Source organism: Bradyrhizobium uaiense (genome assembly GCF_010811875.1).
Classification (GTDB): domain Bacteria; phylum Pseudomonadota; class Alphaproteobacteria; order Rhizobiales; family Xanthobacteraceae; genus Bradyrhizobium; species Bradyrhizobium uaiense.
The window spans coordinates 11513-35549 of the sequence record NZ_VKHP01000052.1 but is presented as its reverse complement, the minus strand read 5'-3'; the positions used below and the strand labels follow the sequence as shown (position 1 = coordinate 35549).

The 24037-nt window shown below is 64.5% G+C and carries 22 protein-coding genes; 10 read left to right on the top strand and 12 right to left on the bottom strand.

Annotation, left to right across the window (positions count from 1 at the left end):
• Nucleotides 1–54 precede the first annotated feature (54 nt).
• Complete coding sequence (locus FNJ47_RS15310) at nt 55–975, top strand: polyprenyl synthetase family protein (protein ID WP_163154407.1); 921 nt, start codon at nt 55–57, stop codon at nt 973–975.
• 18 nt (nt 976–993) lie between these two features.
• Nucleotides 994–1674: a DUF1345 domain-containing protein gene (locus FNJ47_RS15305; RefSeq protein ID WP_163154405.1), complete on the top strand. Its 681-nt coding sequence runs from the start codon at nt 994–996 to the stop codon at nt 1672–1674.
• 257 nt (nt 1675–1931) lie between these two features.
• On the opposite strand, the gene FNJ47_RS15300 is transcribed toward FNJ47_RS15305, so the two are convergent.
• Nucleotides 1932–3815, bottom strand: coding sequence for a caspase family protein (locus tag FNJ47_RS15300; RefSeq protein ID WP_163154403.1), 1884 nt, complete (start codon nt 3813–3815; stop codon nt 1932–1934).
• Between the two features lie 204 nt (nt 3816–4019).
• On the opposite strand from FNJ47_RS15300, the gene FNJ47_RS15295 reads away from it, so the two are divergent.
• The gene (locus FNJ47_RS15295; RefSeq protein ID WP_235999896.1) at nt 4020–4436 is read left to right on the top strand and encodes a hypothetical protein; all 417 of its coding nucleotides are present in this window, start codon (nt 4020–4022) and stop codon (nt 4434–4436) included.
• Nucleotides 4437–4442: 6 nt separating this feature from the next.
• Here the strand turns inward: FNJ47_RS15295 and FNJ47_RS15290 are convergent, their stop codons facing one another.
• Nucleotides 4443–4937 carry a GFA family protein gene (locus FNJ47_RS15290; protein WP_163154401.1) on the bottom strand — a complete coding sequence of 165 codons (495 nt, stop codon included), beginning with the start codon at nt 4935–4937 and terminating at the stop codon, nt 4443–4445.
• A gap of 62 nt (nt 4938–4999) precedes the next feature.
• Between FNJ47_RS15290 and FNJ47_RS15285 the strand changes: the two genes are divergently transcribed.
• Nucleotides 5000–5374, top strand: coding sequence for a nuclear transport factor 2 family protein (locus FNJ47_RS15285; RefSeq protein WP_021077543.1), 375 nt, complete (start codon nt 5000–5002; stop codon nt 5372–5374).
• A gap of 108 nt (nt 5375–5482) precedes the next feature.
• Entirely contained in the window at nt 5483–7090 is a 1608-nt protein-coding gene (locus FNJ47_RS15280) for a Na+/H+ antiporter (protein ID WP_163154399.1), read from the top strand.
• Nucleotides 7091–7267: 177 nt separating this feature from the next.
• Here FNJ47_RS15280 and FNJ47_RS15275 read toward each other — a convergent pair whose 3' ends face one another.
• The 7 genes from FNJ47_RS15275 to ispG form a co-directional block, all read right to left on the bottom strand.
• A complete protein-coding gene (locus FNJ47_RS15275) occupies nt 7268–8728 on the bottom strand; it encodes a Rieske 2Fe-2S domain-containing protein (protein WP_235999895.1) in 1461 nt (486 codons plus the stop codon).
• A 51-nt stretch (nt 8729–8779) separates the two neighbouring features.
• Complete coding sequence (locus FNJ47_RS15270) at nt 8780–9310, bottom strand: DsrE family protein (RefSeq protein ID WP_430649383.1); 531 nt, start codon at nt 9308–9310, stop codon at nt 8780–8782.
• A gap of 123 nt (nt 9311–9433) precedes the next feature.
• Entirely contained in the window at nt 9434–10057 is a 624-nt protein-coding gene (locus FNJ47_RS15265; RefSeq protein ID WP_163154395.1) for a hypothetical protein, read from the bottom strand.
• Nucleotides 10054–11094, bottom strand: coding sequence for a TAXI family TRAP transporter solute-binding subunit (locus FNJ47_RS15260; RefSeq protein WP_163154393.1), 1041 nt, complete (start codon nt 11092–11094; stop codon nt 10054–10056). Before FNJ47_RS15260 ends, FNJ47_RS15265 begins: the two co-directional genes overlap by 4 nt.
• A 54-nt stretch (nt 11095–11148) precedes the next feature.
• Nucleotides 11149–11628 (bottom strand): hypothetical protein, encoded by a 480-nt coding sequence (locus FNJ47_RS15255; RefSeq protein WP_163154391.1) that lies wholly within the window; start codon nt 11626–11628, stop codon nt 11149–11151.
• A gap of 124 nt (nt 11629–11752) precedes the next feature.
• Nucleotides 11753–12646, bottom strand: coding sequence for a TauD/TfdA dioxygenase family protein (locus FNJ47_RS15250; RefSeq protein WP_163154389.1), 894 nt, complete (start codon nt 12644–12646; stop codon nt 11753–11755).
• 261 nt (nt 12647–12907) lie between these two features.
• Nucleotides 12908–14197: a flavodoxin-dependent (E)-4-hydroxy-3-methylbut-2-enyl-diphosphate synthase gene (gene ispG / locus FNJ47_RS15245; RefSeq protein ID WP_163154387.1), complete on the bottom strand. Its 1290-nt coding sequence runs from the start codon at nt 14195–14197 to the stop codon at nt 12908–12910.
• Nucleotides 14198–14457: 260 nt separating this feature from the next.
• On the opposite strand from ispG, the gene FNJ47_RS15240 reads away from it, so the two are divergent.
• On the top strand, nt 14458–15333 hold the full coding sequence (locus FNJ47_RS15240; protein ID WP_163154385.1) for a sulfurtransferase: 876 nt from the start codon (nt 14458–14460) through the stop codon (nt 15331–15333).
• 515 nt (nt 15334–15848) lie between these two features.
• On the opposite strand, the gene FNJ47_RS15230 is transcribed toward FNJ47_RS15240, so the two are convergent.
• Both FNJ47_RS15230 and FNJ47_RS15225 read right to left on the bottom strand, forming a co-directional pair.
• Nucleotides 15849–16805, bottom strand: a complete 957-nt coding sequence (locus FNJ47_RS15230; protein ID WP_165445698.1) for a DMT family transporter — start codon at nt 16803–16805, stop codon at nt 15849–15851.
• A gap of 199 nt (nt 16806–17004) precedes the next feature.
• Nucleotides 17005–17490 carry a Fur family transcriptional regulator gene (locus tag FNJ47_RS15225; RefSeq protein ID WP_028338147.1) on the bottom strand — a complete coding sequence of 162 codons (486 nt, stop codon included), beginning with the start codon at nt 17488–17490 and terminating at the stop codon, nt 17005–17007.
• Between the two features lie 178 nt (nt 17491–17668).
• Here FNJ47_RS15225 and FNJ47_RS15220 point away from each other — a divergent pair, with 178 nt between their 5' ends.
• From FNJ47_RS15220 to FNJ47_RS15205, 4 genes are all read left to right on the top strand, one after another.
• Nucleotides 17669–18148 (top strand): MarR family winged helix-turn-helix transcriptional regulator, encoded by a 480-nt coding sequence (locus FNJ47_RS15220; protein ID WP_163154381.1) that lies wholly within the window; start codon nt 17669–17671, stop codon nt 18146–18148.
• Entirely contained in the window at nt 18141–19313 is a 1173-nt protein-coding gene (locus FNJ47_RS15215) for an HlyD family secretion protein (RefSeq protein WP_163154379.1), read from the top strand. Before FNJ47_RS15220 ends, FNJ47_RS15215 begins: the two co-directional genes overlap by 8 nt.
• A gap of 93 nt (nt 19314–19406) precedes the next feature.
• Entirely contained in the window at nt 19407–20963 is a 1557-nt protein-coding gene (locus FNJ47_RS15210) for an MDR family MFS transporter (RefSeq protein WP_163154377.1), read from the top strand.
• Between the two features lie 290 nt (nt 20964–21253).
• Nucleotides 21254–22564, top strand: a complete 1311-nt coding sequence (locus tag FNJ47_RS15205; RefSeq protein WP_163154376.1) for an ABC transporter substrate-binding protein — start codon at nt 21254–21256, stop codon at nt 22562–22564.
• Nucleotides 22565–22778: 214 nt separating this feature from the next.
• On the opposite strand, the gene FNJ47_RS15200 is transcribed toward FNJ47_RS15205, so the two are convergent.
• Nucleotides 22779–23948 (bottom strand): Gfo/Idh/MocA family protein, encoded by a 1170-nt coding sequence (locus FNJ47_RS15200; RefSeq protein ID WP_163154374.1) that lies wholly within the window; start codon nt 23946–23948, stop codon nt 22779–22781.
• Between the last annotated feature and the right edge of the window lie 89 nt (nt 23949–24037).

Sequence of the window (24037 nt, the reverse complement as noted above, 5' to 3'; positions counted from 1 at the left end):
AAGCCGATGCCATCAACGATTGTCCGGCCGAAAATCGATCTGGAGCAATTCTTAATGACGACCGGTACTGCAGAGTTTTCCAAGCGGCTGGACCAGACCGCGGAGGATACCGAAGCCCTGCTCGCGAAACTGCTGTCGGATGCAACCGAAAGCGACGAGATCGTGCGCCCGAAGCGGCTGATCGAGGCGATGCGCTATTCGAGCCTCGGCGGCGGCAAGCGGTTGCGGCCGTTCCTCGCGGTCGAGAGCGCCGCGGTGTTCGGAATCTCGCGCGAATCCGCGCTGCTGGTGGGCGCCGCGCTAGAATGCATCCACTGCTACTCGCTGATCCACGACGATCTGCCGGCGATGGACAATTCCGATCTGCGCCGCGGCCGCCCGACCCTGCACAAGGCCTATGACGACGCCACCGCGATCCTCGCCGGCGACGCGCTGCTGACCATCGCCTTCGACATCATCACCCGCGATGCGATCCACAGGGATGCCCAGGTGCGCCTGCTGCTGACCCGTGCGCTGGCGCGCGCCTCCGGCATCGGCGGCATGGCCGGCGGCCAGATCCTCGACCTCGCCGGCGAAGGCCGCTTCGGGGACCGCGAGCCGGTCGACGTCGCGCGCGTGCAGCAGATGAAGACCGGCGCGCTGCTCCGCTTCGGCTGCATCGCCGGCGCGATCCTCGGCCAAGCATCGCAAAAGGAATACCAGGCGCTCGACGATTACGGCAAAGCGCTCGGCGAAGCCTTCCAGATCGCCGACGATCTGCTCGACGTCGAGGGTGACGCCGCTGCACTCGGCAAGCCGGCCGGCGCTGACGCCGCGCTCGGCAAGACCACCTTCGTCACCCAGCTCGGCATCGACGGCGCCAAGCAGCGCGTCCGTGATCTGCTGGCGCGCGCCGATGCCGCATTGTCGGTGTTCGGCGACCGCGGCGACGTGCTGCGCGCGGCGGCCCGCTTCGTCGCCGAGCGCAAGAACTAGCGGAAAGCAAAGCGCGAAATGAGCAAGGAGTTCGACGACCGCCTTGTTCGTTTCCGCAAGCTGCCGATGCCGGTCCGCGTCGTCGTGGGCCGGCCGCGCACCTTCACTTCGATCGTGGTCGGCATCATCGTTGCCCTGCTGGTGCCGGGCTCGCTACGCCTCGTCACGCGGCTGCTCGCCGGCTGGGACACCTTCGCCGCGCTCTATCTCGTGCTCGCCTATGTGATGATGCTGCGCTGTGGCGTCGCCCACATCAAGCGCAGCGCCATATTGCAGGACGATGGCCGCTTCCTGATCCTGCTGCTGACCGCGTTCGGCGCGCTGGCGAGCCTGCTCGCCATCGTATTCGAACTCGGCGCATCCAAGGGCAGCCCGGCAGGACTGGCGGTGGCCATCGTCACCATCACGCTGTCATGGGCCATGGTCCACACCGCGTTCGCGCTGCACTACGCCCACGAGTTCTACCGCGGCAAGACGCCCGGCGGGCTGCAATTTCCGAGCGGCGATGCACATGCCGACGCCGATTACTGGGACTTCGTCTACTTCTCGTTTGTGATCGGCATGACCGCGCAGGTCTCCGACGTCGGGATCACCGACAAGATCATCCGCCGCACCGCGACCGTGCACGGCATCATCTCGTTCGTGTTCAACACCGCGCTGCTGGCTTTGATGGTCAACATCGCGGCGAGCGCGATCTAGCCGCGCGATAGGACTGGGTCGCATAGCAGCCGCGATGGCGCTGCGCTCCCTCGCCCCGTTCTTACGGGGTCGAGACAAGCGAAGCTTGCTCTTGGAGGGTTGGAGTGAGGGGCTGTCTCCGCGTAACCAGTGACAGCTGCGCGGCGGAGAGCCCCCTCACCCGGATTGCATCTGGCGATGCAATCCGACCTCTCCCCGCGCGCGGGGCGAGGTGAAGGGGAGTCCGTCGCTTGCCTCGAGGCAAACGTAATGGCGCGCTAGTTGCAGACCTCGACGTTGCCGACATTGCCGCCGGGGCCGCCGCCGCCGCGGTATTCGAGGTGGCAGCCGTGCCTGACCGGACGGCACAGATAGGCATCGCACATGATCTGGCCGCTGCCGCCACCTTCCGCCCTCGCACGCTTCCGCGGGCGCGGAATTGCCGCTGATGGGACCTGCGGTTCGCCCTGCTCGCGCTCTGGACGGTACGCCCGCTCGCGCTCACGGCGCGACGGACGCTCGTCGCTGTCGCGCTTGGCAACCGGCTTCCGCTCGCGGCGCTTCTCGCATTCATTGTCGTCGTTGAGGAATGAGCCCTCGGCGCAGACGATCCTGGTGCAGCGATCGCCGTCGGCCTTGTAGCCGCGCTCGCAGACCAGCGGGCAGACCCGCGCCTGCTTCAGCTTGATCGCATCGAGCGTGTCGACGCTCGCGGTCTTGATCTCGAGCTTGGTGCCGGCGTAGCGGTTGAACAGCGACAGCGAGCGCTGCGAGGCCGCGTTCCAGTCGCCGTCGACGGCGCCGGTCAGGCAGCCGACACGGCGCAATTCGGTCTGCACCGATTTGACGACGTCGACCCCGGGCGACCCGGTCGCCAGCGCGGCCACGGCCGTGGTCTTGTCGGGCGGAGGCGCCGCTGGTTGCGTTGCCGTTTGATCGGCCGCCGGCTTGTCCGAAGCGGCCCGATCGGCGACCGCCGCATCCGCCTGCCGCTTCTGCTCGGCAGCCGCGGCCTGGTCCTGCGCGATCTGCTTGGCGCGTTCCGCGGCAAGACGCGCCGCTTCGGCAGCCTTGGCATCCGCCTCGGCCTTGGCCTGCTGGGCCTTCTGCGCGCCCTCGGCGGCAAGCCGCGCACGCTCCTGCTCGGCCAGACGCGCCTTCTCGGTCGCGACGACGCGCGCGTCCTCGGCGGTGAACTTCTCCAGCTGCAACCTGGCGAGGTTGGCGTAGTAGCCGCTCGGATATTGGGCGAGGAACGCGTTTATCGCGTTCCTGTTGCCGATCTGGAGCGCCAGCTCGTAGTCACGACGCGCCTCGGACTGCGGCGTCGGCGCCGGCGCCGTTGGCGCGGCCGCAGCCGCGGGCGCAGGCTTCTGCGGCGCCGGCACCAGCGGCACGTCCTCGCCGCCGAGCGAGCCATAGACGAACGGCTCCTGGCGATTGTTGGTGGTCTTCAGCACCTCGTCGCGGACATAGCCGAAGGCGCGGCGGACATCGAGGCCGGGCGTCGGCAGAAATTTCGACAGCGCAATCGTGAACGGGCTGTTCTTGCCGTCGCCGTCAGCCGCGGTGGAGCCGGCCTTCGCGGAGTAGGCGATCAGCACATTCGGATTGGTCGGCTCGACCTTGGCGAGCCCCTGCCCGATCCCCCGGGTCGCCAGCGTCCGCTTCATGGTCTTGGCAAACGGATTGTCGCGGCAGGCATCGAGGATCACCAGCCGCAGCTTCCGGGCCGGCTCGATCGCGACCAGGATGCGGTCGAGCGAAAACGCCTCGTCATAGACGTCGGTGTCACGCTCCAGCTTCGCATCGACCGGGATCAGGTAATTGGCGCCATCCACCTCGATGCCATGGCCGGCATAGTAGACCAGTGCGATATCGGCATCCCGGGCGAGGTCGGCGAATTCGCGCAGCGCGCGGCGGGTTTCCACCGCCGGCAGGTCCTTGCGGAAGTCGACGACGTCGAAGCCGGCGTTCTTCAGCGTTACGGCCATCACCGAGGCGTCGTTGACCGGGTTCGTCAGCGGCGCGGAGTTCCTGTAGGCGGAATTGCCGAGCACCAGCGCGACGCGCTTCTCGGCAAAGGCCGGCTGGCAAACGATCAGAAAGGCCGCGACGGCAAGCAGCAGTCGTTTCAGTTTCAAGAGCCCAGACCCGTTCATGGCGACACTCTGGCCATTTTCTAACACGCAGGCCCGATTACCAGAAGAAAGCGCCGCGCTTCATGAGATGCCTCACGATCCGCGCCGGCGTGGACCATGTCATCCTGACTGTTAGTCGAGGAAACCGACCGGTGGTTCGGATTTGGCGGGGCTCGAGATTTCGTGCACGATCGGGGCAACAAGAACAGAACCACGGAGGACGTCATGCAGGGCACCAGGGCACCGGTTCCATCCGCCCGATCCGGCACGACCGGCCGCTTGGCCCGAAACCTTCTCGCCCTCGCGCTGCTGGCCGGCTGCGCCGCGGGCTGCGGCCTGGTCGATGCCGTATTCGATGGTTTCAAGCACGCCAAGGCCGTGGAGAACGATCTCGTTGCGATGGTCGGGGTCAAACCGGCGGTCGCGTTCAACTGGCACAATGGCCGGCTCACGTCGGTCACCGTCACCTTCCCGAGCCTGCTGCAGGACAAGCCGTTGCAGGAACTGGCCGACGCCGCGCGCACGGCGGTCGGCAAGGAGTTCAAGCAGCGCGCCGACAACGTCGTGCTCGCCTTCTCGCTGGGGCCGTCCGAGACGTCAGCGGCGCAAGCGGACGAGACTCAGGGCAAGAACCTGCCCTGAGCGGACTTATTCCCCGCTTTGCGTCACATGCTCCTGACACTGCGGCAGGTCGTCCAGTATCTCGTGCCAGGGCGCCTTGGAGCCGACGAAGATATGCGCGGTCGGCCGGATCGTCGGCGCATCGCGCAGCGTGCCCATCGTGACATGGACATAGGCGCCGTTACGGAGGCGCGAATAGAGCAGCGACCCGCAGCGGCCGCAATGCGCGTCGTGGGTCGTGTCATCGCCGTAGACCAAAAGACCTTCGGCACCACTGGTAACCGTGAATTCTTCGCGCACGATTCCCGCAAACGGCTTGAACGCCGATCCCGTGGTGCGCCGGCAGTTCGAGCAGTGACAATTCAGCGCATAGCCAAACGCGTCGGCCACTTCGTAGCGCACATCGCGGCAGAAGCATTCACCGGTCAGGATACGATGCTTCGAGCTTGCGTGCGAATTTGCGTTGGAATTTTCGGATGCAGTCACAACTTGCTCCTCACGCGGAATTTTATCGCCGGCCATGGCGCAATCCGGCGGATCATGCCTAAATCCTAGCAGTCAAATCCTGCCGGGAGGACTAACCAATGAGCCAAGATCGATCCACCGTCGAAAACGTCGTGCAAACCTATTTCGACGGTCTCTATGAGAGCAATGCCGACAAGCTCGCCGAAGCCTTTCATCCGAGCGCCGATCTGCGCTGGGTGGAGAAGGGCGAGCTGAAGGTCCTGACTGTTCCTGATTGGCTCGCTTTGGTGCGCAAGCGCACGTCGGCGAAGGCCGAAGGCAAGCCGCGCGAGGACTTCATCGTCACCATCGACCGTTCCGACGACAACACCGCCTTCATCAAGGTGCGCTGCCAGCTGCCGCCGCGCTACTTCACCGACTATCTGGTGGCGATGAAGCTCGCCGATGGCTGGCAGATCGTCTCGAAATCCTACCGCTACGACCTCAAGGACTGACCCGCGGCCTCCCCGCTTCCCTGCGACGGCTTTGTGACACGCCTCCGCGGCCCGGCTCCGGCCGGACCGCATTGACTGGCGCTGGTTTCCGGGCGAATTGAGCCCATTATGGAAGCCAAATTTCAGATCTTTCTCACTTTGCTCGGCGTGCTGGCGGGAACCGCCCTGGTTGCACGGCGGACCGATATCGCGCCGGCGATCCTGCTGCTGCTGGTCGGCGTCGTGCTCGCCTTCGTGCCGGGCATGCCGTCGCTGGAACTGCCGCCCGAGCTCGTGCTCCTGGTGGTGCTGCCGCCGCTGATCTATTCGGCGAGCGTCGCGATGAGCTGGCGCGAGTTCAAGGCCAATCTGCGGCCGATCATCCTGCTCTCGGTCGGCTGCGTGATCTTCACCGCCTTCATGGTCGCGGCCGCGACCCACTACCTGATCGGCCTGCCCTGGAGCGTCGGCTTCCTGCTGGGCGCGATCGTGGCGCCGCCGGACGTGGTCGCGCCGCTGGCGATCGCGCGCAAGCTCGGCCTGCCCCGCCGCATCCTGGTGGTGCTCGAAGGCGAAGGGCTCGCCAATGACGCGACCGCACTGATCCTCTACCGCTTCGCCTTGGCTGCCATCACCACCGGCCTGTTCTCGCTGCCGAAGGCGACCGGCACCTTCTTCGTCATCGTCGCGGGCGAGATCGCGTTCGGCACCGCGGTGGGCTGGCTCAGCCTGCGCGCCCGCCGCCGCGCCAGGGATCCGCAGGTCGAGATCACGCTGTCGCTGATCACACCCTATCTCGCCTACTGGATCCCCGAGCATCTCGGCGGCAGCGGCGTGATCGCGACGGTCGCCTGCGGGCTCTATATGAGCTGGAACGGACCGCTGCTGATCTCGGCCGCGACCCGCTTGCAGGGCATCTTCTTCTGGGACCTGATCATCTATCTGATCGAGGGCCTGCTGTTCCTGCTGACCGGCTTCCAGATGCGCTCGCTGGTCGAGAAGTCGAAGTCGTTTCCTCTGCACGACATCCTCACCGCCACCGTGCTGGTCGCCGTCATCGTGATCGTCGCGCGCTTCCTCTGGGTGTTTCCCGGCACCTATCTGCCGCGCTGGATCAGCCGGCGCGTGCGCGACCGCGATCCCCTGCCGTCGTGGCGGGCGGTGTTCGTGGTGGCCTTCACCGGCGTGCGCGGTGCGGTCTCGCTCGCCGCAGCGCTTGCGCTGCCCCTGACGCTCCCGAGCGGGGACGCCTTCCCGTATCGCGACCTGATCCTGTTCGTCGCCTTCGGTGTGATCTTCGTGACGCTGGTCGGCCTCGGCCTCGGATTGCCGCCGGTGGTGCGCTGGCTCGGCCTCGCCCAGGACGGACGCAGCGAGCACATCGCCGAGCATGAGCAGGAAATTACGGCACGGCGCGAGGCGTTGAACGCCGCACTGAAATCGCTCGATGCCATCACCGACGACCGCGAGCTCTCCGACGAGGTCGTCAATCTGCTGCGGTCGCGGCACGAAATCCGCATCAACCAGCTGCCCGATACGCTCGACCCCGACCGACACGACGTCTCCGCCACCGGCACCGCGTTGACGCGGGAGCTGATCTCCTCCGAGCGCAAGTTCATCCACATGCTGCTGCGCGACGGCAAGATCACCGACGAGACGAGGCGCCGCATCGAGCGCGATCTTGACCTGGAGGAAGCGAGCCTTTCCAATCGCGAGTATCGCAGGATACCGTTGTAGCGCGGGATATCTCCACACGTCGTCCCGAGCAAGCGCAGCGCGACCCGGGACCCATAACCACTGATCGATGTTGTTGGATCAGGCTGTGGCCCCAGCGTGCTCCGACAATTTGCGCCGGTGGTTATGGGTCCCTGCTCCCGTGCGCAATTGCGCACTAGGCAGGGACGACGGCGGTGATCATTCCGCAGCCGCGTTCGCTCCCGGCCTACCGACGAACCCCACCGGATCGCCAAACCGCTCGATCATGACCGCGGTGAGGTCCTTGGTCTTGCTGGTGACGCAGGCGCCGGAGCGCACGGTGTAGCGATCCTGGTGCTGGGCATGCGGCGGCGCCTCGCCCTTTTGCAGTGCGAGGGCCGCCTCCATCACCAGCTTGCGGAAATGCATGATGCCGAGATCGGTCGGGCCGAGATGCTCGCGGGTGCGGTCGGCGATCGGGCCCTGGCTGTCCTGCACCGCGGCGTCCTGCTCGGAGACGCCCTTGATCCCGGTGTAGCTGTTGGTGCGCTGCAGCTTGCGGTCGATCAGGTAGTCGTTCGCCTTGTTGCGCAGCGGCACATAGTTCTCGTCGACCACGGCCATCACGCCATTGCCGTTGGCATAGCCGTCGCGCTCGGCGTCGGTGAGCGGCCGGTGTGGATTCCACGCATAGGTGTAGATCCAGCAATTGGTGTCGGTGACCGGTACGAAGGTCTGGCCGAACATGTTCTCGCCCGGCATCGAGCTCGGCGCGTAGCTGTGGAACGGCATCAGGAACTGGGCGATGCGCCAGTAGATGTTGTCAGAGCCGGTGAGCCGCCCGCCCGCCACCGTCAGCCCGGCCTCATGCGGATTGATCTTGATCACCGGCCGCGGATCCTCGGCGATCCAGCGCATGTGATCGGTCGCGACCCGCGTCAGCGGGTTGACGAAATGCTTCTTGATGTCGAGGATCTCGTTCTCCTCCTTGTCGAAGGAGAGATGGGCGAAGGTGAAATGCGCGGTGTCGATCGAGCCCTCCACCGCCTGCACCCAGTTGCAGTCCTGCCACTTCTTGGTGACGAAGCGATGCGAGGCCGGCAGCAGCGCCATCTCCAGCGCCGGCAATTCCGGCATCTGATCCGCGGGGCCCATATAGGCCCAGATCATCTCGCCCCATTCGCGCACCGGATAGGACTTGATGCGGATCAGGTCCTTGGCGTTGAGGTCGGGATAGGAGGTCGGCATGTCGACGCAGCGGCCGTCGATGTCGAACTTCCAGCCGTGATAGACGCAGCGGATGCCGCATTCCTCATTGCGGCCGAGCCAGAGATTGGCGCCGCGATGCGGGCAGTACTGGTCGATGACGCCGACCACGCCCCTGGAGTCGCGGAAGGCGAGCAGCTCCTCGCCCATGACAATGATCTTCTTCGGGTCGCCGTCCGGCTCCGGCAGCTCTTCGGACAGCAGCACCGGGATCCAGAACCGGCGCAGCAATTCGCCCATCCCCGTTCCAGCACCGGATTCGGTGAGGAATTTGTTGTCTTCGGCGCGGAGCATGGCGTTTCCCCGGGGTTGTTCTTGATTTTCCCGGAGCTTGGCGTAGCGGATGCGCGACGTCAATGCGATTGCCGGCAGCGCCGTCCGGCGAACCGGCGGATTGGCGGCGATTTCCTGCATCGACCGGTCCGCAGCCGCGCCAAGGCGTTCAACGCAAGCAGGCCGTGCAGCTCACGGCTTCACATAGGCCCACCCCTTCTCCTGCAGTTCCATCACGCGCACGACGCCGGACTTCACGACCTCCGCCTGCTTGATGATCGGTATCGACTTGTTCTCGGCCTTCTGCATCTTCTCCTGGGTGTTGCCGCAGGCCTTGAACGACACCTCGGGTATGCTGAGGGCCATTTCCTCGATGCGAGCTTTCACCGGCGAGGTATCCTCGCGGAGCATGTGCAGGCCCGGACCGAAGGTGACGACTTCGATCTTCACCTTTTCGCCGAGGCCTTTGTAGTATTCGGTCACGTTGGTTGCGTTGTTGAGCGTCAGGTTCATGGCGGCAGGATCATTGCTGTTCACCTGCAGGATCAGATGATGCTCCTTCCCCTTCGGCGCCGCCGGATCATGCATGCGCGCATATGCCGAACGCTCGCGCATTTCGGCCATGGCTCGCGCCTTTTTCGATTTCTGAACGTCACTTGTCCGGTAAGTTGCGGACTGCTCGCCCGGTACCCAGTACTTCCCACCTTGCTCGGCCCTCGCCAATGACGTGGCAGCCAGCACAGCGGCGGCACTCATCGCAACAAATTTCACGACAGATTGAAAACTGAACATCAGGCATCTCCATCTCGAAAAATCGGCGAACACATTTTCAATTGCTGGGCTTTGTCAATTGCTGGGCCTTGCGACAGCGAGCGGCCATTTGCAGATCGCGGCCATCCTCGCCCGCATCGCGTCCAGCCCCGCGAGCGAGAATTTTGCATCATGGGCAGCCCCGGTACCGGGTGAGAGGTGGACAACAAGGACCGCGTTATCGGGAAGCGACTGCAACAAGCGAACAGCATCGCCTGCGATGGCGACGCCGGAACCAACCGACGGCACAGTTGACGCGACCTGCGCCGGCTGGCCATCGTTGATGCGATAGGAAATCGCATAGCCGTCGCCGCGGCCCGAGATAGCGGGTCCCGCGAAGGACAATTCGGTCCGCCCGCCACGGCACCGGATCGACAGCTTCATCGACGATTCGACCGAATCGAATGTCGTCGCAGTGGCGATCGGTGAATAGTCGACGGGCGACGTCGTCTCGCTGATCGTCCAATTGTCGGCCCTCGACGTATCGCGGCGGGTCGGCGCGGCGGCGTGCGACAGCTTGTCGAGGCACTCCAGACGCGCTTCACGTTGCAGCTGGGAACAGGCGCGCAGCTGTGCCATGGGGTCTTCCATCCCTTGCGCCAGGGCAACGCCGTCGATGACGGTGATTGCGGCAGCAAGCGGGATGGCGAGCCTGGTCATTGCGATGCCCGTGTCGACTGACGATCGAGCCACGCCTGCGCGGCAGGAAAGCGCGCGAGGCCGGGCACAGTCGCCCCGAGGTTGATCGACTTCCACTTCGGGTCGAAGCCCGGTCCCTGCAGCGTGTCGATACGCGAGAACAGATGATCGACGAAGCGTGCAACACGCTCGAAGCGGTTGGTGTTGGCCGGCCAATTGAAGGCCACGAGAGCGGTCGGCACGGCGATCGTAGCAACGTGGTCACCCGGCTTGATCAGATTTGGATAATCGGCGGCATCGAGAGCCGCCGGCAGATAATAGTCCTCGAACTTGCTGTCATACGGCACGGACAGGAACTTGAAGCCCGATTCAAATCGGCCTTTCACAAATGCATCGACCGGCTTCGATGTAATGAAGACGACGGCTGCGATTTCGCCTTTCCGCATCTGCTCGAGTGCGATCTGGTGCGGAATGAACGTTTTCTCGACCTCGATGCCGAGGCGACTGAAGATCAGCGGACCTGAATAGGCTGCGGCCGTCCCCTGGTTGTTGAAGTTCACCTTCTTGCCGGCGAGGTCGCTCAGACTCCGAATCTCCGGCCGAACGAAGATATGCAGCTCGGACGGAAATAGATTCAGGACATAGGCGATCCGTCGCTGGATGTCCGGCACCTGGCTCTTGTATTCCTCGAGCGCGTCGGAATTGATGATCGCCGCGTCGATACCGCGCAAATACAGCAGCGAGTTCAGATTCTCCACAGCCCCTCGCGTCACCACCGGCAAAACGTGCAGATTGTCGCCGTCATCGGTCACACGGGCTATCTCCGCGGCCAAGCGGATCGGCGCGCCCTCGAGAAGGCCGCCTGCGAGCCCCACGGTCCAGGCATTCATCGCCAGAGATTCAGGCCTCGGCTGCGGCGCTTCGGCCCGGATCACGCGAGCCTTTTGAGGCTGACCAGACTGCGGCCGCGCATCCGCCGCGGGCGGCTGCGGCGCGAGGAGCAGCGACACCAGGGCCGCAAGTAGAAACAGCGGACGCAATCCGGTAGACCTTTTCATCGACCAGCTCCCTTGCACGACATCCCGTCGGCGCGTTCGCTCTTGCTGCAAAGATCATTCGACCAAAGCAGCGCCTTGAATCGCGCCTTGCCTCCTTGATTCACCGGCCTCAGCCTTCGCATAGAGATCGCGTGCCCTGGTCAGCAGGCCCCGCAGCAGTTCGATATCCCGCCGCGCTGTCGCGAGTTCGCGGGCGAGCGCCTCCGCGCTTTGCGGTTGTTCTGCCGCTGGACCGGCGTCACCCGCAGGGTTCGTCTTGGCTTGCGCAAGTTGCAGGGTATTGCCGGCGATGCCATGAGACTGCGCGTGCGCGCCGCCGCAAGCCGGCGTATCCGAAAGACACGTCAGCGCGAGGGTCGCTGCGAACCAAAGCGGATCCGCCCGCCGCATCGTCCCCGGAGCAAATCGCGCTTGATCCGATTTGGCGCGCGGGCCGGCACTTTCACAAGTTGAATTCCCGTCGACGCGAATGACGATGCTCTCATCTCTGCGCGCGTCCAGTATCACCTGCCGCATGGTGATATCGCCTATCATGATGCGGCATCATAGGGCTCAGCGGCTCACGGATACTATGACCCGCAAGGATTACCCCTGTTAACCGCATCGCTTTGGGCTTCAGCCGCGGCCGGCGCGCGATAGCATCAGGCCAGCGCTGTCCTCACACCGGCCGTTCACCCTTCACCGTGACACGGGTGCCGGAGCGGGTGTGCGGCCAGTAATCCCACATCGCGCGGTGCTGGGCGCAGCGGTTGTCCCAGAACGCGATGGCGTTCTCGGTCCAGCGGAAGCGGCACTGGAACAGCGGGTTCTCGGCATGCTGGTACAGGTAGGCCAGCATGGCATCGCTCTCGTCGCGCGGGATGCCGACGATGAAGCGGGTGAAGCCGCGATTGACGTAGAGCGATTTCTTCCCCGTCACCGGATGGGTGCGGACGATCGGATGCTCGGCGCGCGGATACTCCCGCTTGTCGGCGACGCCATAATTGGCATACAGGCCACGATAGGTCTGCTCGCCGTCATGCAGCGCGGTCAGCCCGTCGAGATAGGCCTTCATGCGGTCCGACAGCGCCTCATAGGCCGCATACATGTTGGCGAACAGCGTGTCGCCGCCGCGCGGCGGGCACTGCTTGATGTAGAGGATCGAGCCCATCGGCGGCTCGAGATCGCAGGACACGTCGGTGTGCCAGCCTTCGCCATTGGCGCGCGGTGAATCCTTGTCGGCATAGATCTTCATCAACGCCGGATCGCCCTCGTTGGGCGCAGCGGGGTGCACATGCAGCTCGCCGAACTTGCGGCCGAAGGCGAGGTGCTGGTCGGGGCTGATATGCTGGTCGCGGAAGAAGATGACGAGATTTTCGGCGAGTGCGCGATGGATCTCGTCCATCTGGCGGTTGGAGCGCGCATCGTCGCCAACCAATTTGCCGATATCGACGCCGGAGATTTCCGCACCGATGATCGGCGTCAGCTTCTCGACGCCGATGGTCTCATAGGGCTCGGATTGATCGGCGAGGTGGCGATAGCGCGGGCCTTGCTTGCCGGACAGCGAGCTCATGGGCGTTCTCCCGATGGTTCTTGTTTGGGAGCATGGTAGCCCGGATGCAGCGAAGCGCAATCCGCGCCGCAAACATACCCGTCGTCCCGGACAAGCGCAGCGAAGCGGAGCGCCGATCCGGGACCCATAACCACAGGATTGGGTTTTGCGAAGGCTCGTAACCCCAACTCGCGCCACAACCACGGCCTGTGGTTATGGGTCCCTGCTCCCGTGCGCAATTGCGCACTAGGCAGGGACGACGGGGGCACGATTGGAGTGAAACTACTCCGCGGCGCCCGCCGTCTCCGGCACCTTGGCGCCGGCGCCGTACTTCTGGTCGATATAGTCGATCACCAGTGCCTTGAAGTCGGCGGCGATGCCCGGACCGCGCAGGGTGCGGAACTTCTTGCCGTCGACGAACACGGGCGCAGCCGGCGCTTCGCCGGTGCCGGGCAGCGAGATGCCGATATTGGCATGCTTGGATTCGCCGGGGCCGTTGACGATGCAGCCCATGACCGCAACGTTGAGCTGTTCGACACCCGGATACTTGGTCTTCCAGGCCGGCATCTCGTCGCGGATGAAATCCTGGATCGAGCGCGCCAGCTCCTGGAACGTGGTCGAGGTGGTGCGGCCGCAACCCGGACAAGCCGCAACCAGCGGCACGAAGGTGCGGAAGCCCATGGTCTGCAGCAATTCCTGCGCGACCTGCACCTCCAGCGTGCGATCGCCGCCGGGCTCCGGCGTCAGCGAGATGCGGATGGTGTCGCCGATGCCCTGCTGCAGCAGGATGCCGAGCGCGGCCGAAGAGGCCACGATGCCCTTCGAGCCCATGCCGGCTTCGGTGAGGCCGAGATGGATCGCGTAATCCGAGCGGCGCACGACTTCCTGATAGACCGCGATCAGGTCCTGCACGGCGGAAACCTTCGCCGACAGAATGATCTTGTTCTTGGGCATGCCGAGCTCTTGGGCGCGGGCCGCCGACAGCAAAGCCGACTGCACCATCGCCTCGCGCGTCACCGCGCGGGCATCGCGCGGATTCGCAGACGCCGTGTTCTCGTCCATCAGCTTGGTGAGCAGCTCCTGGTCGAGCGAGCCCCAATTGGCGCCGATGCGCACCGGCTTGTTGTTCTTGTTCGCGATCTCGATGATGTCGGCGAACTGGGTGTCGCGCTTGTTCTTGAAGCCGACATTGCCCGGATTGATGCGGTACTTGTCGAGCGCCTCGGCGCAGGCCGGATACTCGGCGAGCAGCTTGTGGCCGATGTAATGGAAGTCGCCGATCAGCGGCGTGGTGATGCCGCGCTTGCGCAGGCCGTCACGGATGTGCGGCACCGCGGCTGCGGCTTCCTCGCGGTCGACGGTGATGCGCACCATCTCGGAGCCGGCGCGGGAGAGCGCGGCAACCTGGGCGATGGTGCCATCGATGTCGGCGGTGTCGGTGTTGGTCATCGACTGCACGACGATCGGTGCGCCGCCGCCGACGGCGACGTTGCCGACCATGACCTGCGTGGTGTGGTGCCGCGGCGCGGGGCCGGCGACGTCGTCTTGCGGCAAAATCTCGGGCTTGTTCATGGCGTCTCGAATATCAGGTTTTGGTGACATTCACCAAGGGGGCGATGGGCCGCGCGCGGGGCGGGCCAAACGGTGATGTTTCGAAGTGAATTCAACAGCTTATGGCGCCGATTGAGGCCAAAGGCAAGCCATGCAGCGGCGTCCTGCATGGTCAGCTATATTGGGCCGAATTGGGGTGAATCAAAGGGCAAAGTGACAGCTTTTCATGTGACTCGGCGCATCTTAGCATCCTGTTAAACGCGCACCGGGAGGGACCAGAAATGGCCGGCCATAGCGAGCTGATCACCACGGCGGAACTCGCCGAGATCCTGACCCGGCCCGAGCTGCGGCTGTTCGACTGCACCACCTATCTGGAGCCGGCCCCCGCCGGCAGCAACATTCCCTATGTTGTCGTCTCGGGCCGCCAGACGTTCGAGGCCGGGCATATTCCGGGCGCGAATTTCCTCGATTTGCAGGCCGAATTCTCCGATCCCCGCACCGAGCTGCGCTTCATGATGCCGCCGACAGCCCAGCTCGAGGCCGCGTTCGGCCGCCACGGCATCTCAGCCGGCAGCCGCGTGGTGCTCTATTCGATCGGGACCGCGATGTGGGCGACGCGGTTCTGGTGGATGCTGCGCTCGCTCGGCTTCGAGGGCGCCGCGGTGCTCGACGGCGGCATCGACAAATGGACCGCCGAGGGACGCGACATCGAGACCGGACTTGCCGGCGGCTATCCGCAGGCTGCGTTTCCGGCACGGCCGAAGGACGGCATGTTCGTCGGCAAGCATGACGTGCTCGCCGCGACCACGGAGAGCGACACCGTCATCGTCAACGCGCTCGGCCCGCAATTCTATAGGGGATTGGAGCCGAGCCGTTACGGCAGGGCCGGTCGCATCCCCGGCAGCGTCAGCGTGCCGGCGGCAAGCTTGATCGATCCGAAGGACAAGACGTTCGTGCCGCTCGAGGAGGCCGAAGCAACCTTCGCCGCCCAGGGCATCACCAAGGACAAGCGCGTCGTCGCCTATTGCGGAGGCGGCATCTCCGCGACCATCGACCTGTTCCAGCTGCATCGGCTCGGCTACGACAATCTCACGCTCTATGACGGCTCGATGGGCGAATGGGCGAAGGATGCGGAGCTGCCGATCGAGACGGGTTAGCGGGCGGCGCACCTCTCTCTCCACGTCGTCCTGGCGAAAGCCGGGACCCAAAACCACCGCATTTGGCGATGAACGGGATTGTAGCCCCAGTGGCGCGCAACAAGTGAGATTTGGGGTAATGGGTCCCGGCTTTCGCCAGGACGACACCGAATATGTGGGGCTGCCAGAGTGAGCGCGTTCAAGCCGGCTTCTTGACGATCTCAAATCCTCGAGCCGCCAATTCCTTCAAGATGCTCCTTGCCAAATGGGAGCACTCATCCGGCTTGATCCAGCACGAGCTCCGCCAGTCCGGATCATCCTCTCTGGAATATGCGGTGAACGCGGACCGGATTCCGGCTTCGATTGCATCGGTGGCATCGATTGGCATGAGTTGCCTCCACGGCATCCCTCGCATGGGAGGGTTCACGGAATATCGGTGCCAGTGTTGATGTAAGTCAATACCGGAGCAAGAAGCTTCATCTTGCGACGGTCGACACCGGTGATGCGATCGCGCTGCGGCGCCGTCGCAGCAACCCTCACGCCGGAACGTTCGGATCCGGCGTCACCTTCGGGTCGGGCTTGTTGACGAGATAGAGGCCTGCGATCACGAACAGCGCGGCGACGCCGAACACCGCCGTCAGCGTGTCGTGCATGATGAAATAGGCCGCGACCACGCCGAACAGCGGCGTGACGAAGGTGAAGGCCGACAGCCTGCTCGCCGAATAGGTCTTCACCATCGCAAACCAGATCACGAAGGTGCAGCCCACCACCCAGACCGCCTGATAGGCGAGCAGCGAGATCGACAGCGCGCTCGGCATGTGCGTGATCTGCTCGCCCGCGATCCAGGAGGCGAAGCCGAGGATCGGAACCGACACCGCGGCCTGATAGCCGAGCGCCTTTTCCGGCGCGGCCTTGCGCAGATTGGTGCCCTTGGCGACCAGCGTGGTCGCGGCCCACAGCACGCCGCCGCCGACCACCAGGAGATCGCCGAGCAGCACCTTGGCATCGACATTCGGCTGCGGCACGCCGATCGCGAGCGCAACGCCGGCAAAGCTCAGCGCGAGCCCGCTCCACTGCACGGTCGAGAGACGCTCGCCGAGGAACTGGTGCGAGCCGAGCGCGACGAAGAACGGCGCGGTGTAGAGGAAGACCGAGGCGCGCGAGGCCGAGGTGAAGACGAGCCCGGTGAAGATCAGCACGAACTCGACCCCGAACATCAATCCAGCGACGAGGCCGGGCACGAGCGTGCCGTCGCGTTCGAAGAATTTCACGCCGCGCGCCCAGCCGACGATCAGCATCACCGGCAGCGCGCCGGCGGAGCGGATCATCGCCTGCAACATCGGCGGCACGTCGGGCAGCGCGAGCTTCACCGCAAGCTGGTTGAAGCCCCAGCTCACGCACAGCATCAGCATCACGGCAATGGCGCCGGGCGGCAGCCCGTGACCGACGCTGACGGGCCTCGTGATGCTGGCGGAGATCGCTTGGGTCGGCATGTTTCCTCGCGGGCCGGCTTGGTGCCGTGTTGTTGTTAGGCGGACTACGTCGTCCCTGCGAAAGCAGGGACCCATACGCCGCGGCCGGTGTCGTGGACGAGACTTGTCGTTCCAGCGTCGTTTAACAATTGAGGACGGTGGTTATGGGTCCCTGCTTTCGCAGGGACGACACCGCGGTGAGGACTTTGGCCGCGCTCAATCATTTCTGGCAGTGCGCGCAGGTGCCGGCGATCTCGACCACGGAGAGCTTTGGGATGAACCCCGAGGCCCGCGCCGCGGCGGTCAGGCTTTGCGCGACGGGTGCGGCGGGGATCTCGCCGACCGAGCCGCAATGATCGCAGATCAAAAACGCCACCATCGAGGTCTCGTCATGGTCGTGCGCGCAGGCCAGGAAGGCGTTGCGGCTCTCGATGCGGTGGACGAGGCCGTTCTCCATCAGGAAGTCGAGCGCGCGATAGACGGTAATCGGTGCCGGTCGCGGCATCGTCTTGGCCAGCTCGTCGATCACCTCATAGGCGCCGAGCGGACGATGGCTCGACAGCAGCGCCTGCAGCACCTGACGGCGGATCGGGGTGAATTTCTGGCCACGGCGCGCGCAAACCTGCTCGGCATGCGCCATCGCGTCCGCGGCACAGCGGCCGTGATCGTGGTCGGGGGCAGGAAATGTCGGCTTGGCCAGGCTCATTGCCTCGATATGTAGCATTTTCGCGCTCGTTCCCATAGCCCGGCCCAAATCCAATTACCGCGCCCAGGCGCTCGCCGCCTTGCAGCCATGCCTGCAATGCGGGGCAGCCTCCCGTTAACCCGGCATGCAGAATTAGTAAGCAAGCTTATTATATCGCAAGCTTATGGAGGTTGGATCGATGCGCGGTTCCGTGGACACGGATTTCTTGTTTACGCTGGGCGAAGTGTTCCGGCTGATCCGGGTCTATGCCGACAAGGAGGCCGCACGTTACGGCATCACCCGCGCGCAATGGGCCGTGCTGTCCAAGGTGGAACGTCAGGAAGGGCTGAAGCAGACCGAGCTCGCCGAGTTGCTCGAGGTGCAACCCATCACGCTGACGCGGCTGATCGACAAGCTCTGCGACAATGGCTGGATCGAACGCCGTAGCGACGAGAACGACCGCCGGGTCAACCGTCTTTACCTGAAGAAGGCCGCACGCCCGCTGCTCGGGAAGCTTGCAGGCCTCCGCTCCGAACTTACTGCGACCGCGCTCGAGGGCATCAGCCCCGCTGACGCGCATCGCCTGCTCACTCAATTGGAATCGATCAAGGAAAACGTTCGCAATGCCATCCAAAGCCCAGCCGGCGAGCCCTCCCGAAAGGAACAGCGCTATGGCTGAACCCGTCCTCAAGCTGGCTCCCGAGCAGAAGAGCAATCCGGGTGTATCAGCGCCGGCAGGCAAGGCCAGCCGCGCGCCGCGCCGTCGCCTGATGGCAGGCCTGCGGCGCTATCGCCGCACGCTGCTGCTCGTCGTGCTGCCGACCGTGGCTGCGATCGGCGGCATCGTGTTCTATCTCAATGGCGGCCGTTATGTCGGCACCGACGACGCCTATGTCGGCGCGCAGAAGGTGCTGATCACGCCGGAAATCTCCGGCAAGATCGACAAGATTGTCGTGAAGGAAGGCCAGCACGTCAGGAAGGGCGACGAGCTGTTCGAGATCGACCCGGTGCCGTTCCGCCTTGCGGTCGACCAGGCCAGGGCGGCGCTCGACCAGACCAGGACCGCCTATGACAATCTGGTCGACAACATCAAGATCAACACCAGGATGCTCGAATTCGCCCAGCAGAGCATCGAATTGAAGAAGCGCGACGTCGATCGCAAGTCGACGCTCGCCAAGCAGAATTTCGGCTCGCAGCTCGACCTCGACAACGCGGCGAACGCGCAAGTGACCGCCGAGAGCCTGGCGCAATACATCAAGCAGCAGATCTCCAAGGACAAGACGCAGCTGCTCGGCGATGTCGAGCTGCCGATCGAGCGGTTCCCGCCCTACGCCCAGGCCAAGGCCAAGCTCGACGACGCCCAGCGCAATCTCGATCACACCGTGCTGCGCGCGCCGATGGACGGCGTCGCGACCCAGGTCGACCAGATCCAGCTCGGCCGCTTCGTCACCGCGGGCGCGCCGGTGTTCTCGGTGATCGACGTCGACCATCCCTGGGTCGATGCCAATCCGAAGGAAAGCGACTTCACCTATGTCGCGGTCGGCCAGCCGGTGGCGCTCGACGTCGACGCGTTCCCGAACCACGAGTTCAAGGGCAAGGTCGGCTCGCTCTCGCCCGGCACCGGCGCGCAGTTCGCGATCTTGCCGCCGCAGAACGCCACCGGCAACTTCGTGAAGGTGGTGCAGCGCGTACCCGTTCGCATCTACTTCGACGAGAACGACCCGTTCGTGAAGAAGCTGAAGGCCGGCATGAGTGTCTACGCGACGATCGACACCAACCACCGCCGCACGCTGGCCGGCCTGCTCGGGCTGGGCTCAGCCTCCGCGCATCCGGACCACGAGTAGGATGAGCGGTCGATCATCGACCGCAGAGACAATGCGCTCCCTCTCCCGCTTTAAGGGGGAAGTGACTTCATCGCTCGAACAGGACTGAACTGAATGAATGCACCGTCACCATCCGCCGTTCCCGGCATGCGCCGGAACATGGTGACGATCTGCGCGATGACCGCGACGATCATGCAGGCGCTCGACACCACGATCGCCAACGTCGCGCTGCCCTATATGCAGGGCTCGCTGTCGGCCTCGCAGGACCAGATCAACTGGGTGCTGACCTCCTACATCGTCGCAGCTGCGATCATGACCGCGCCGGTGGGCTGGATCGCCAACCGCTTCGGCCGCAAGCGGATATTCATCATCTGCTCGGCCGGCTTCACCATCGCCTCGGTGTTCTGCGGCCTCGCGCAGGACATCAACCAGATGGTGCTGTTCCGCCTGTTGCAGGGCGTGTTCGGCGCCGCGCTGGTGCCGCTGTCGCAGGCCGTGATGCTCGACTCCTACGCGCTGCACGAGCGCGCCAAGGCGATGTCGATCTGGGGCATGGGCGTGATGATGGGTCCGATCATGGGACCATCATTGGGGGCCTGGCTGACCGAGACCTATTCCTGGCACTGGGTGTTCTTCGTCAATCTGCCATTCGGGTTCTTCACCGTGCTCGGCCTGATCATCTTCATGGACGAGACCAAGCAGGACCTCAATCTGCGCTTCGACTGGTTCGGCTTCGGCGCGCTCGCGATCGCGATCGGCTCGCTACAGCTCGCGCTCGACCGCGGCGAGCAGCTCGGCTGGCTGGAATCCAACGAGATCATGATCGAATTCATCGTCTCGGCCGTCGGCTTCTACTATTTCTTCGCCCATTCGCTGACCACCAGCCGGCCGTTCATCCAGTTCGCGCTGTTCAAGGACAGGAATTTCCTCGGCGGCTGCGTGTTCATGACCGTGATGGGCCTCGTGCTGTATTCGACCATGGCGCTGTCATCACCCTATCTGCAAAACGTGGTCGGCTATCCGATCATTACCGCAGGCCTCCTGCTGGCGAGCCGCGGCTTCGGCACCTTCGTCGCGATGATGCTGGTCGGCCGCCTGATGCGCTATATCGAGGCGCGCACGCTGATCATCTCGGGCCTCGGGCTGACCGCGGCGTCGCTGTTCCGGATGACCGGCTGGACCGACATGACGCAGGCGAACGAGATCATCGTCGTCAGCGTGATCCAGGGCTTTGGCTTCGGCCTCGTGTTCGTGCCGCTGTCGACGGTGGCGTTCCTGACGCTGCCCAACCATCTGCGCACCGACGGCACCTCGATGCTGACGCTGTTCCGCAACGTCGCAAGCTCGATCGGCATCTCGATCGTGATCGCGCAGCTCACGGAAGGCGGGCGGCGGATCTACGCAAAGCTGTCGGAGCAGATCAACCCGTTCAACCACGCGCTGCAAATGCCCGACGTATCCGGCATGATCAACCTCAACACCGACGCCGGCCGCGCCATGGCCGACCGGATGGTGGCGGCGCAGTCGCAGATCATCGCGTTCTCGCATGACTATCAGCTGGTGATGCTGTTCATCCTGGTCTCGATCCCGCTCGCGCTGATGATCGGCTCGACCAAGGCCGCACTTCGCGCGCAATCGGCGCCGCCGGATCATGCCGCGGTGATGGAGTAGGCTGCGGCGTCGCTGCGCTCCGAGCATGCTGCCGGACAACTCTTTCGATGTCATCGCCCGGCTTGACCGGGCGATCCAGTACGCCGCGGCTTATCGGCTCAAGCACCGCGGCCTCTGGAATACTGGGTCGCCCGGTCAAGCCGGGCGACGACAGCGTTGATGTGGCCGACATCGACCAAAGCGCAAGACGCCGCACCCGCAAGCCGCGTTGACATTCCGTCGCCTGCTCCCAATACTCCGCGAAAAGCAAGAAATACCCGTCGCAAATGACGGTTTCAGGGGAGGACGCGATGCCGACTTCACGCAGGACGCTGCTGAAGACTTCAGCGGCTGCCGCCGCTGCTTTCAGCTTCGATTGGACACGCGCGCAGGCGCAGGCCGAGACGGTCCGGATCGGTGTGATCTACGACCTGACCGGACCGTTTGCCGCCGGCGGCTCGGTCGCCTCCTCGATCGGCACCCAGATCGCGATCGATCTCGTCAACGAGAAGGGCGGCGTCGGCGGCAAATACAAGATTGCGCCGGTCAACGTCGATTCCCAGAGCAAGCCTGATGTCGCGATCAACGAGGCCAATCGCCTAATCGACCAGGAGAAGGTCGACATCCTCAACGGCGTGTTCGCGAGCTCGCATGCGGTCCCGCTCGCCGCCAAGGTCGAGCAGCAGAAGCGGATCCTGTGGATCACGACCGCGGTCTCGACCGCCGTGTTCAAGGACAAGAATCTGCAATACGTGTTCCGCGCGCAGATCCATTCCGATCAATACGGCCAGGCCTTCGGCGGCTTCCTCGGCGAGCACGCCAAGGCCAGGCTCGGCATGGAGCCGAAGGACGTCAAGGTCGCGCTGATCCACGAGGACGGCCCCTACGGCGTCGGCGTCGCCGCCGCCGACGAGATGTTCGCGAAGGAAGCCGGGTTGCAGGTCGTGCTCAAGGAAGGCTATTCGGCCTCCGCGCCCGACCTGTCGGTGCTGGTGACCAAGCTGAAGCGCGCCAAGGCCGACATCATCTCGCATGCTGGCTACAATCCCGACATCACGCTGTTCCTGCGCCAGGCGCGCGAGAGCGGCCTGAAGTTCAAGATGCTGTTCGGCGCCGGCGCCGGCTACAGCCAGCTCGACAAGCTGCGGACGACGTTCGGCGCCGACATCGACAATTTCTGCAACATCGACCCGGTGCCGGCGCAGCTGCTCGATCCCGCCAAGCTGGCGCCGGGGGTCGGCGACCTCACCAAGACCATGGTCGCGCGCTTCCGCGAGAAGACCAGCGCGACCGAGGTGCCGCCGCATTGCTCGATGGGCTTCAACCAGACCTGGGTCCTGCTCAACAACGTGCTGCCGGTCGCCAAGGAGAAATATGGCGGCTTCGATCCCGAAGCCATCCGCAAGGCCGCGCTCGACGTCGACATCCCGCCGGGCGGCACCATCCAGGGCTATGGCGTGAAATTCTATCCGCCGGGCACACCGATGTCCGGCCAGAACGAACGCTCGACGCCGGTGGTGATGCAGAACGCCGGCGAGCGCATCACCGTGGTGTGGCCGACCAACATTCGTACACAAGACCCGGTGTTCCCGCTGCCGAAAGGATCGGTGTACGGGGCTTAGCCGACTGCTACGGCTGATCGGGAACCATCCCCGTCATCCTGAGGTGCGAGCGGAGCGAGCCTCGAAGGATGCGCGGCCCCGCTGTTGGCCGTTCATCCTTCGAGGCTCGCCGAAGAGGCTCGCACCTCAGGATGACGGGTCTGGAACAGACGCGTCTAACACAAGGACGATTGCGCCGTAGTCTGTGCGCCTAGCCGATCACGCAACGAATTTTCTACAGCACCACCCGCCGCCCCTCATCCGCCGCCCAATAGCCGGCGTAATTCACCCTGGTCGTCTCATACGCCAGCGCGAGGTCGGCGAGCGGCTGCCGGCCGGTCGCGACACACTCCATGAAATCCTGGATCTCCTGCAAGTAGCCGCGGGTCCATTCCTCCTCGAGGCAGACATATTGCCAGCCGGTTTTGCGATCGACCTTCTCGGTGATGTAGACGCTCGCGAGCTTCTCCTCTGATGTCTGGTAACTCGTCAGATGCGTGTTCGGCGTGATGTTGGCGAACAATGAGCCACCGCTTGTGTAGGTCTCGATCAGGTTGCGGACGCCACCCATGATCATGTCGCCGGAGAACACCGTCGCCTTGGTACCGTCGGAGAAAGTTGCGGTCAGCGTGCCCCAATCCTCGACATCGACCGGATTGGCCTTGATGTAGCCGCGCTCCTCCGGCTTGAGGCCGGCGGTGACGTTGCCGACGTCGCAGGTGACGCTCGCGACATTGATGGTCTCGCCGCGGGCCTTGGCCTCGACCTGCTTGAGATAGAGCACGGCCGACAGCGGATGGCAGCCCATCCGGATCAGCGAGCCGCCGCCGGTCATCGCCCATTGCGCGGCGTGCGCGGCATGCGAGCCGGAATGGCTCTCCTCGCCCTTCATGAACAGGATCTTGTCGCCTGTCGCGCGGACGATCTCCGCGGTCTTGGTCACCGCTGGCGCATAGATCCAGTCCTCGGCATACATGAAGAGTTTGCCGGTTTTCGCGATCGCGGCGCGCGTCGTCTCCATCTCCTCCATCACGCGCTGGTACATCAGCGCTTTCGGGACATGCCTGCCGATCGGCGCCTTGTCGCCGGGCCGCCCGAAATAGCCGCTGAAGGGCTTCTCGCAGATCACATGCTTGCCGGCCTGCATGGCGTCGACGATCATCGTGGCGTGAAGGTTCGGCGGCGTGCAGATGTCGATCACGTCGAGTTCGCGGTCGGCGATCAGCTCGGCGAAGCTACGATAGGCGTTCGGGATTGCGTGCTTGCGCGCGAACTCGACCACATGATCGCCGCGCGCCGCGACCGCCCTCACCTCGACATCGACGCCGTAGACCCGCCGGTAGGCAACCATATGCAGCTCAGACACGAAGCCGCAGCCGGCCAGACCGATCCTGATTTTCGCCATGGAGGATGCCTCTGAAGTCGCGGGGACAGGGGCACCTATCATAACGGAGCGGCGTGCCCGGTCGATGCACCCAGTGGCAGAAAAGCGTC

Coding starts and splice junctions, on each gene's coding strand:
- FNJ47_RS15295 (WP_235999896.1), top strand. CDS start 4,020: ATGCAGGGCACCAGGGCACCGGTTCCATCCGCCCGATCCGGCACGACC.
- FNJ47_RS15280 (WP_163154399.1), top strand. CDS start 5,483: ATGGAAGCCAAATTTCAGATCTTTCTCACTTTGCTCGGCGTGCTGGCG.
- FNJ47_RS15285 (WP_021077543.1), top strand. CDS start 5,000: ATGAGCCAAGATCGATCCACCGTCGAAAACGTCGTGCAAACCTATTTC.
- FNJ47_RS15290 (WP_163154401.1), bottom strand. CDS start 4,937: ATGGCCGGCGATAAAATTCCGCGTGAGGAGCAAGTTGTGACTGCATCC.
- FNJ47_RS15265 (WP_163154395.1), bottom strand. CDS start 10,057: ATGACCAGGCTCGCCATCCCGCTTGCTGCCGCAATCACCGTCATCGAC.
- FNJ47_RS15210 (WP_163154377.1), top strand. CDS start 19,407: ATGAATGCACCGTCACCATCCGCCGTTCCCGGCATGCGCCGGAACATG.
- FNJ47_RS15205 (WP_163154376.1), top strand. CDS start 21,254: ATGCCGACTTCACGCAGGACGCTGCTGAAGACTTCAGCGGCTGCCGCC.
- FNJ47_RS15215 (WP_163154379.1), top strand. CDS start 18,141: ATGGCTGAACCCGTCCTCAAGCTGGCTCCCGAGCAGAAGAGCAATCCG.
- FNJ47_RS15240 (WP_163154385.1), top strand. CDS start 14,458: ATGGCCGGCCATAGCGAGCTGATCACCACGGCGGAACTCGCCGAGATC.
- FNJ47_RS15260 (WP_163154393.1), bottom strand. CDS start 11,094: ATGAAAAGGTCTACCGGATTGCGTCCGCTGTTTCTACTTGCGGCCCTG.
- FNJ47_RS15305 (WP_163154405.1), top strand. CDS start 994: ATGAGCAAGGAGTTCGACGACCGCCTTGTTCGTTTCCGCAAGCTGCCG.
- FNJ47_RS15230 (WP_165445698.1), bottom strand. CDS start 16,805: ATGCCGACCCAAGCGATCTCCGCCAGCATCACGAGGCCCGTCAGCGTC.
- FNJ47_RS15250 (WP_163154389.1), bottom strand. CDS start 12,646: ATGAGCTCGCTGTCCGGCAAGCAAGGCCCGCGCTATCGCCACCTCGCC.
- FNJ47_RS15255 (WP_163154391.1), bottom strand. CDS start 11,628: ATGATAGGCGATATCACCATGCGGCAGGTGATACTGGACGCGCGCAGA.
- ispG (WP_163154387.1), bottom strand. CDS start 14,197: ATGAACAAGCCCGAGATTTTGCCGCAAGACGACGTCGCCGGCCCCGCG.
- FNJ47_RS15220 (WP_163154381.1), top strand. CDS start 17,669: ATGCGCGGTTCCGTGGACACGGATTTCTTGTTTACGCTGGGCGAAGTG.
- FNJ47_RS15200 (WP_163154374.1), bottom strand. CDS start 23,948: ATGGCGAAAATCAGGATCGGTCTGGCCGGCTGCGGCTTCGTGTCTGAG.
- FNJ47_RS15310 (WP_163154407.1), top strand. CDS start 55: ATGACGACCGGTACTGCAGAGTTTTCCAAGCGGCTGGACCAGACCGCG.
- FNJ47_RS15225 (WP_028338147.1), bottom strand. CDS start 17,490: ATGAGCCTGGCCAAGCCGACATTTCCTGCCCCCGACCACGATCACGGC.
- FNJ47_RS15300 (WP_163154403.1), bottom strand. CDS start 3,815: ATGAACGGGTCTGGGCTCTTGAAACTGAAACGACTGCTGCTTGCCGTC.
- FNJ47_RS15275 (WP_235999895.1), bottom strand. CDS start 8,728: ATGCAGGAAATCGCCGCCAATCCGCCGGTTCGCCGGACGGCGCTGCCG.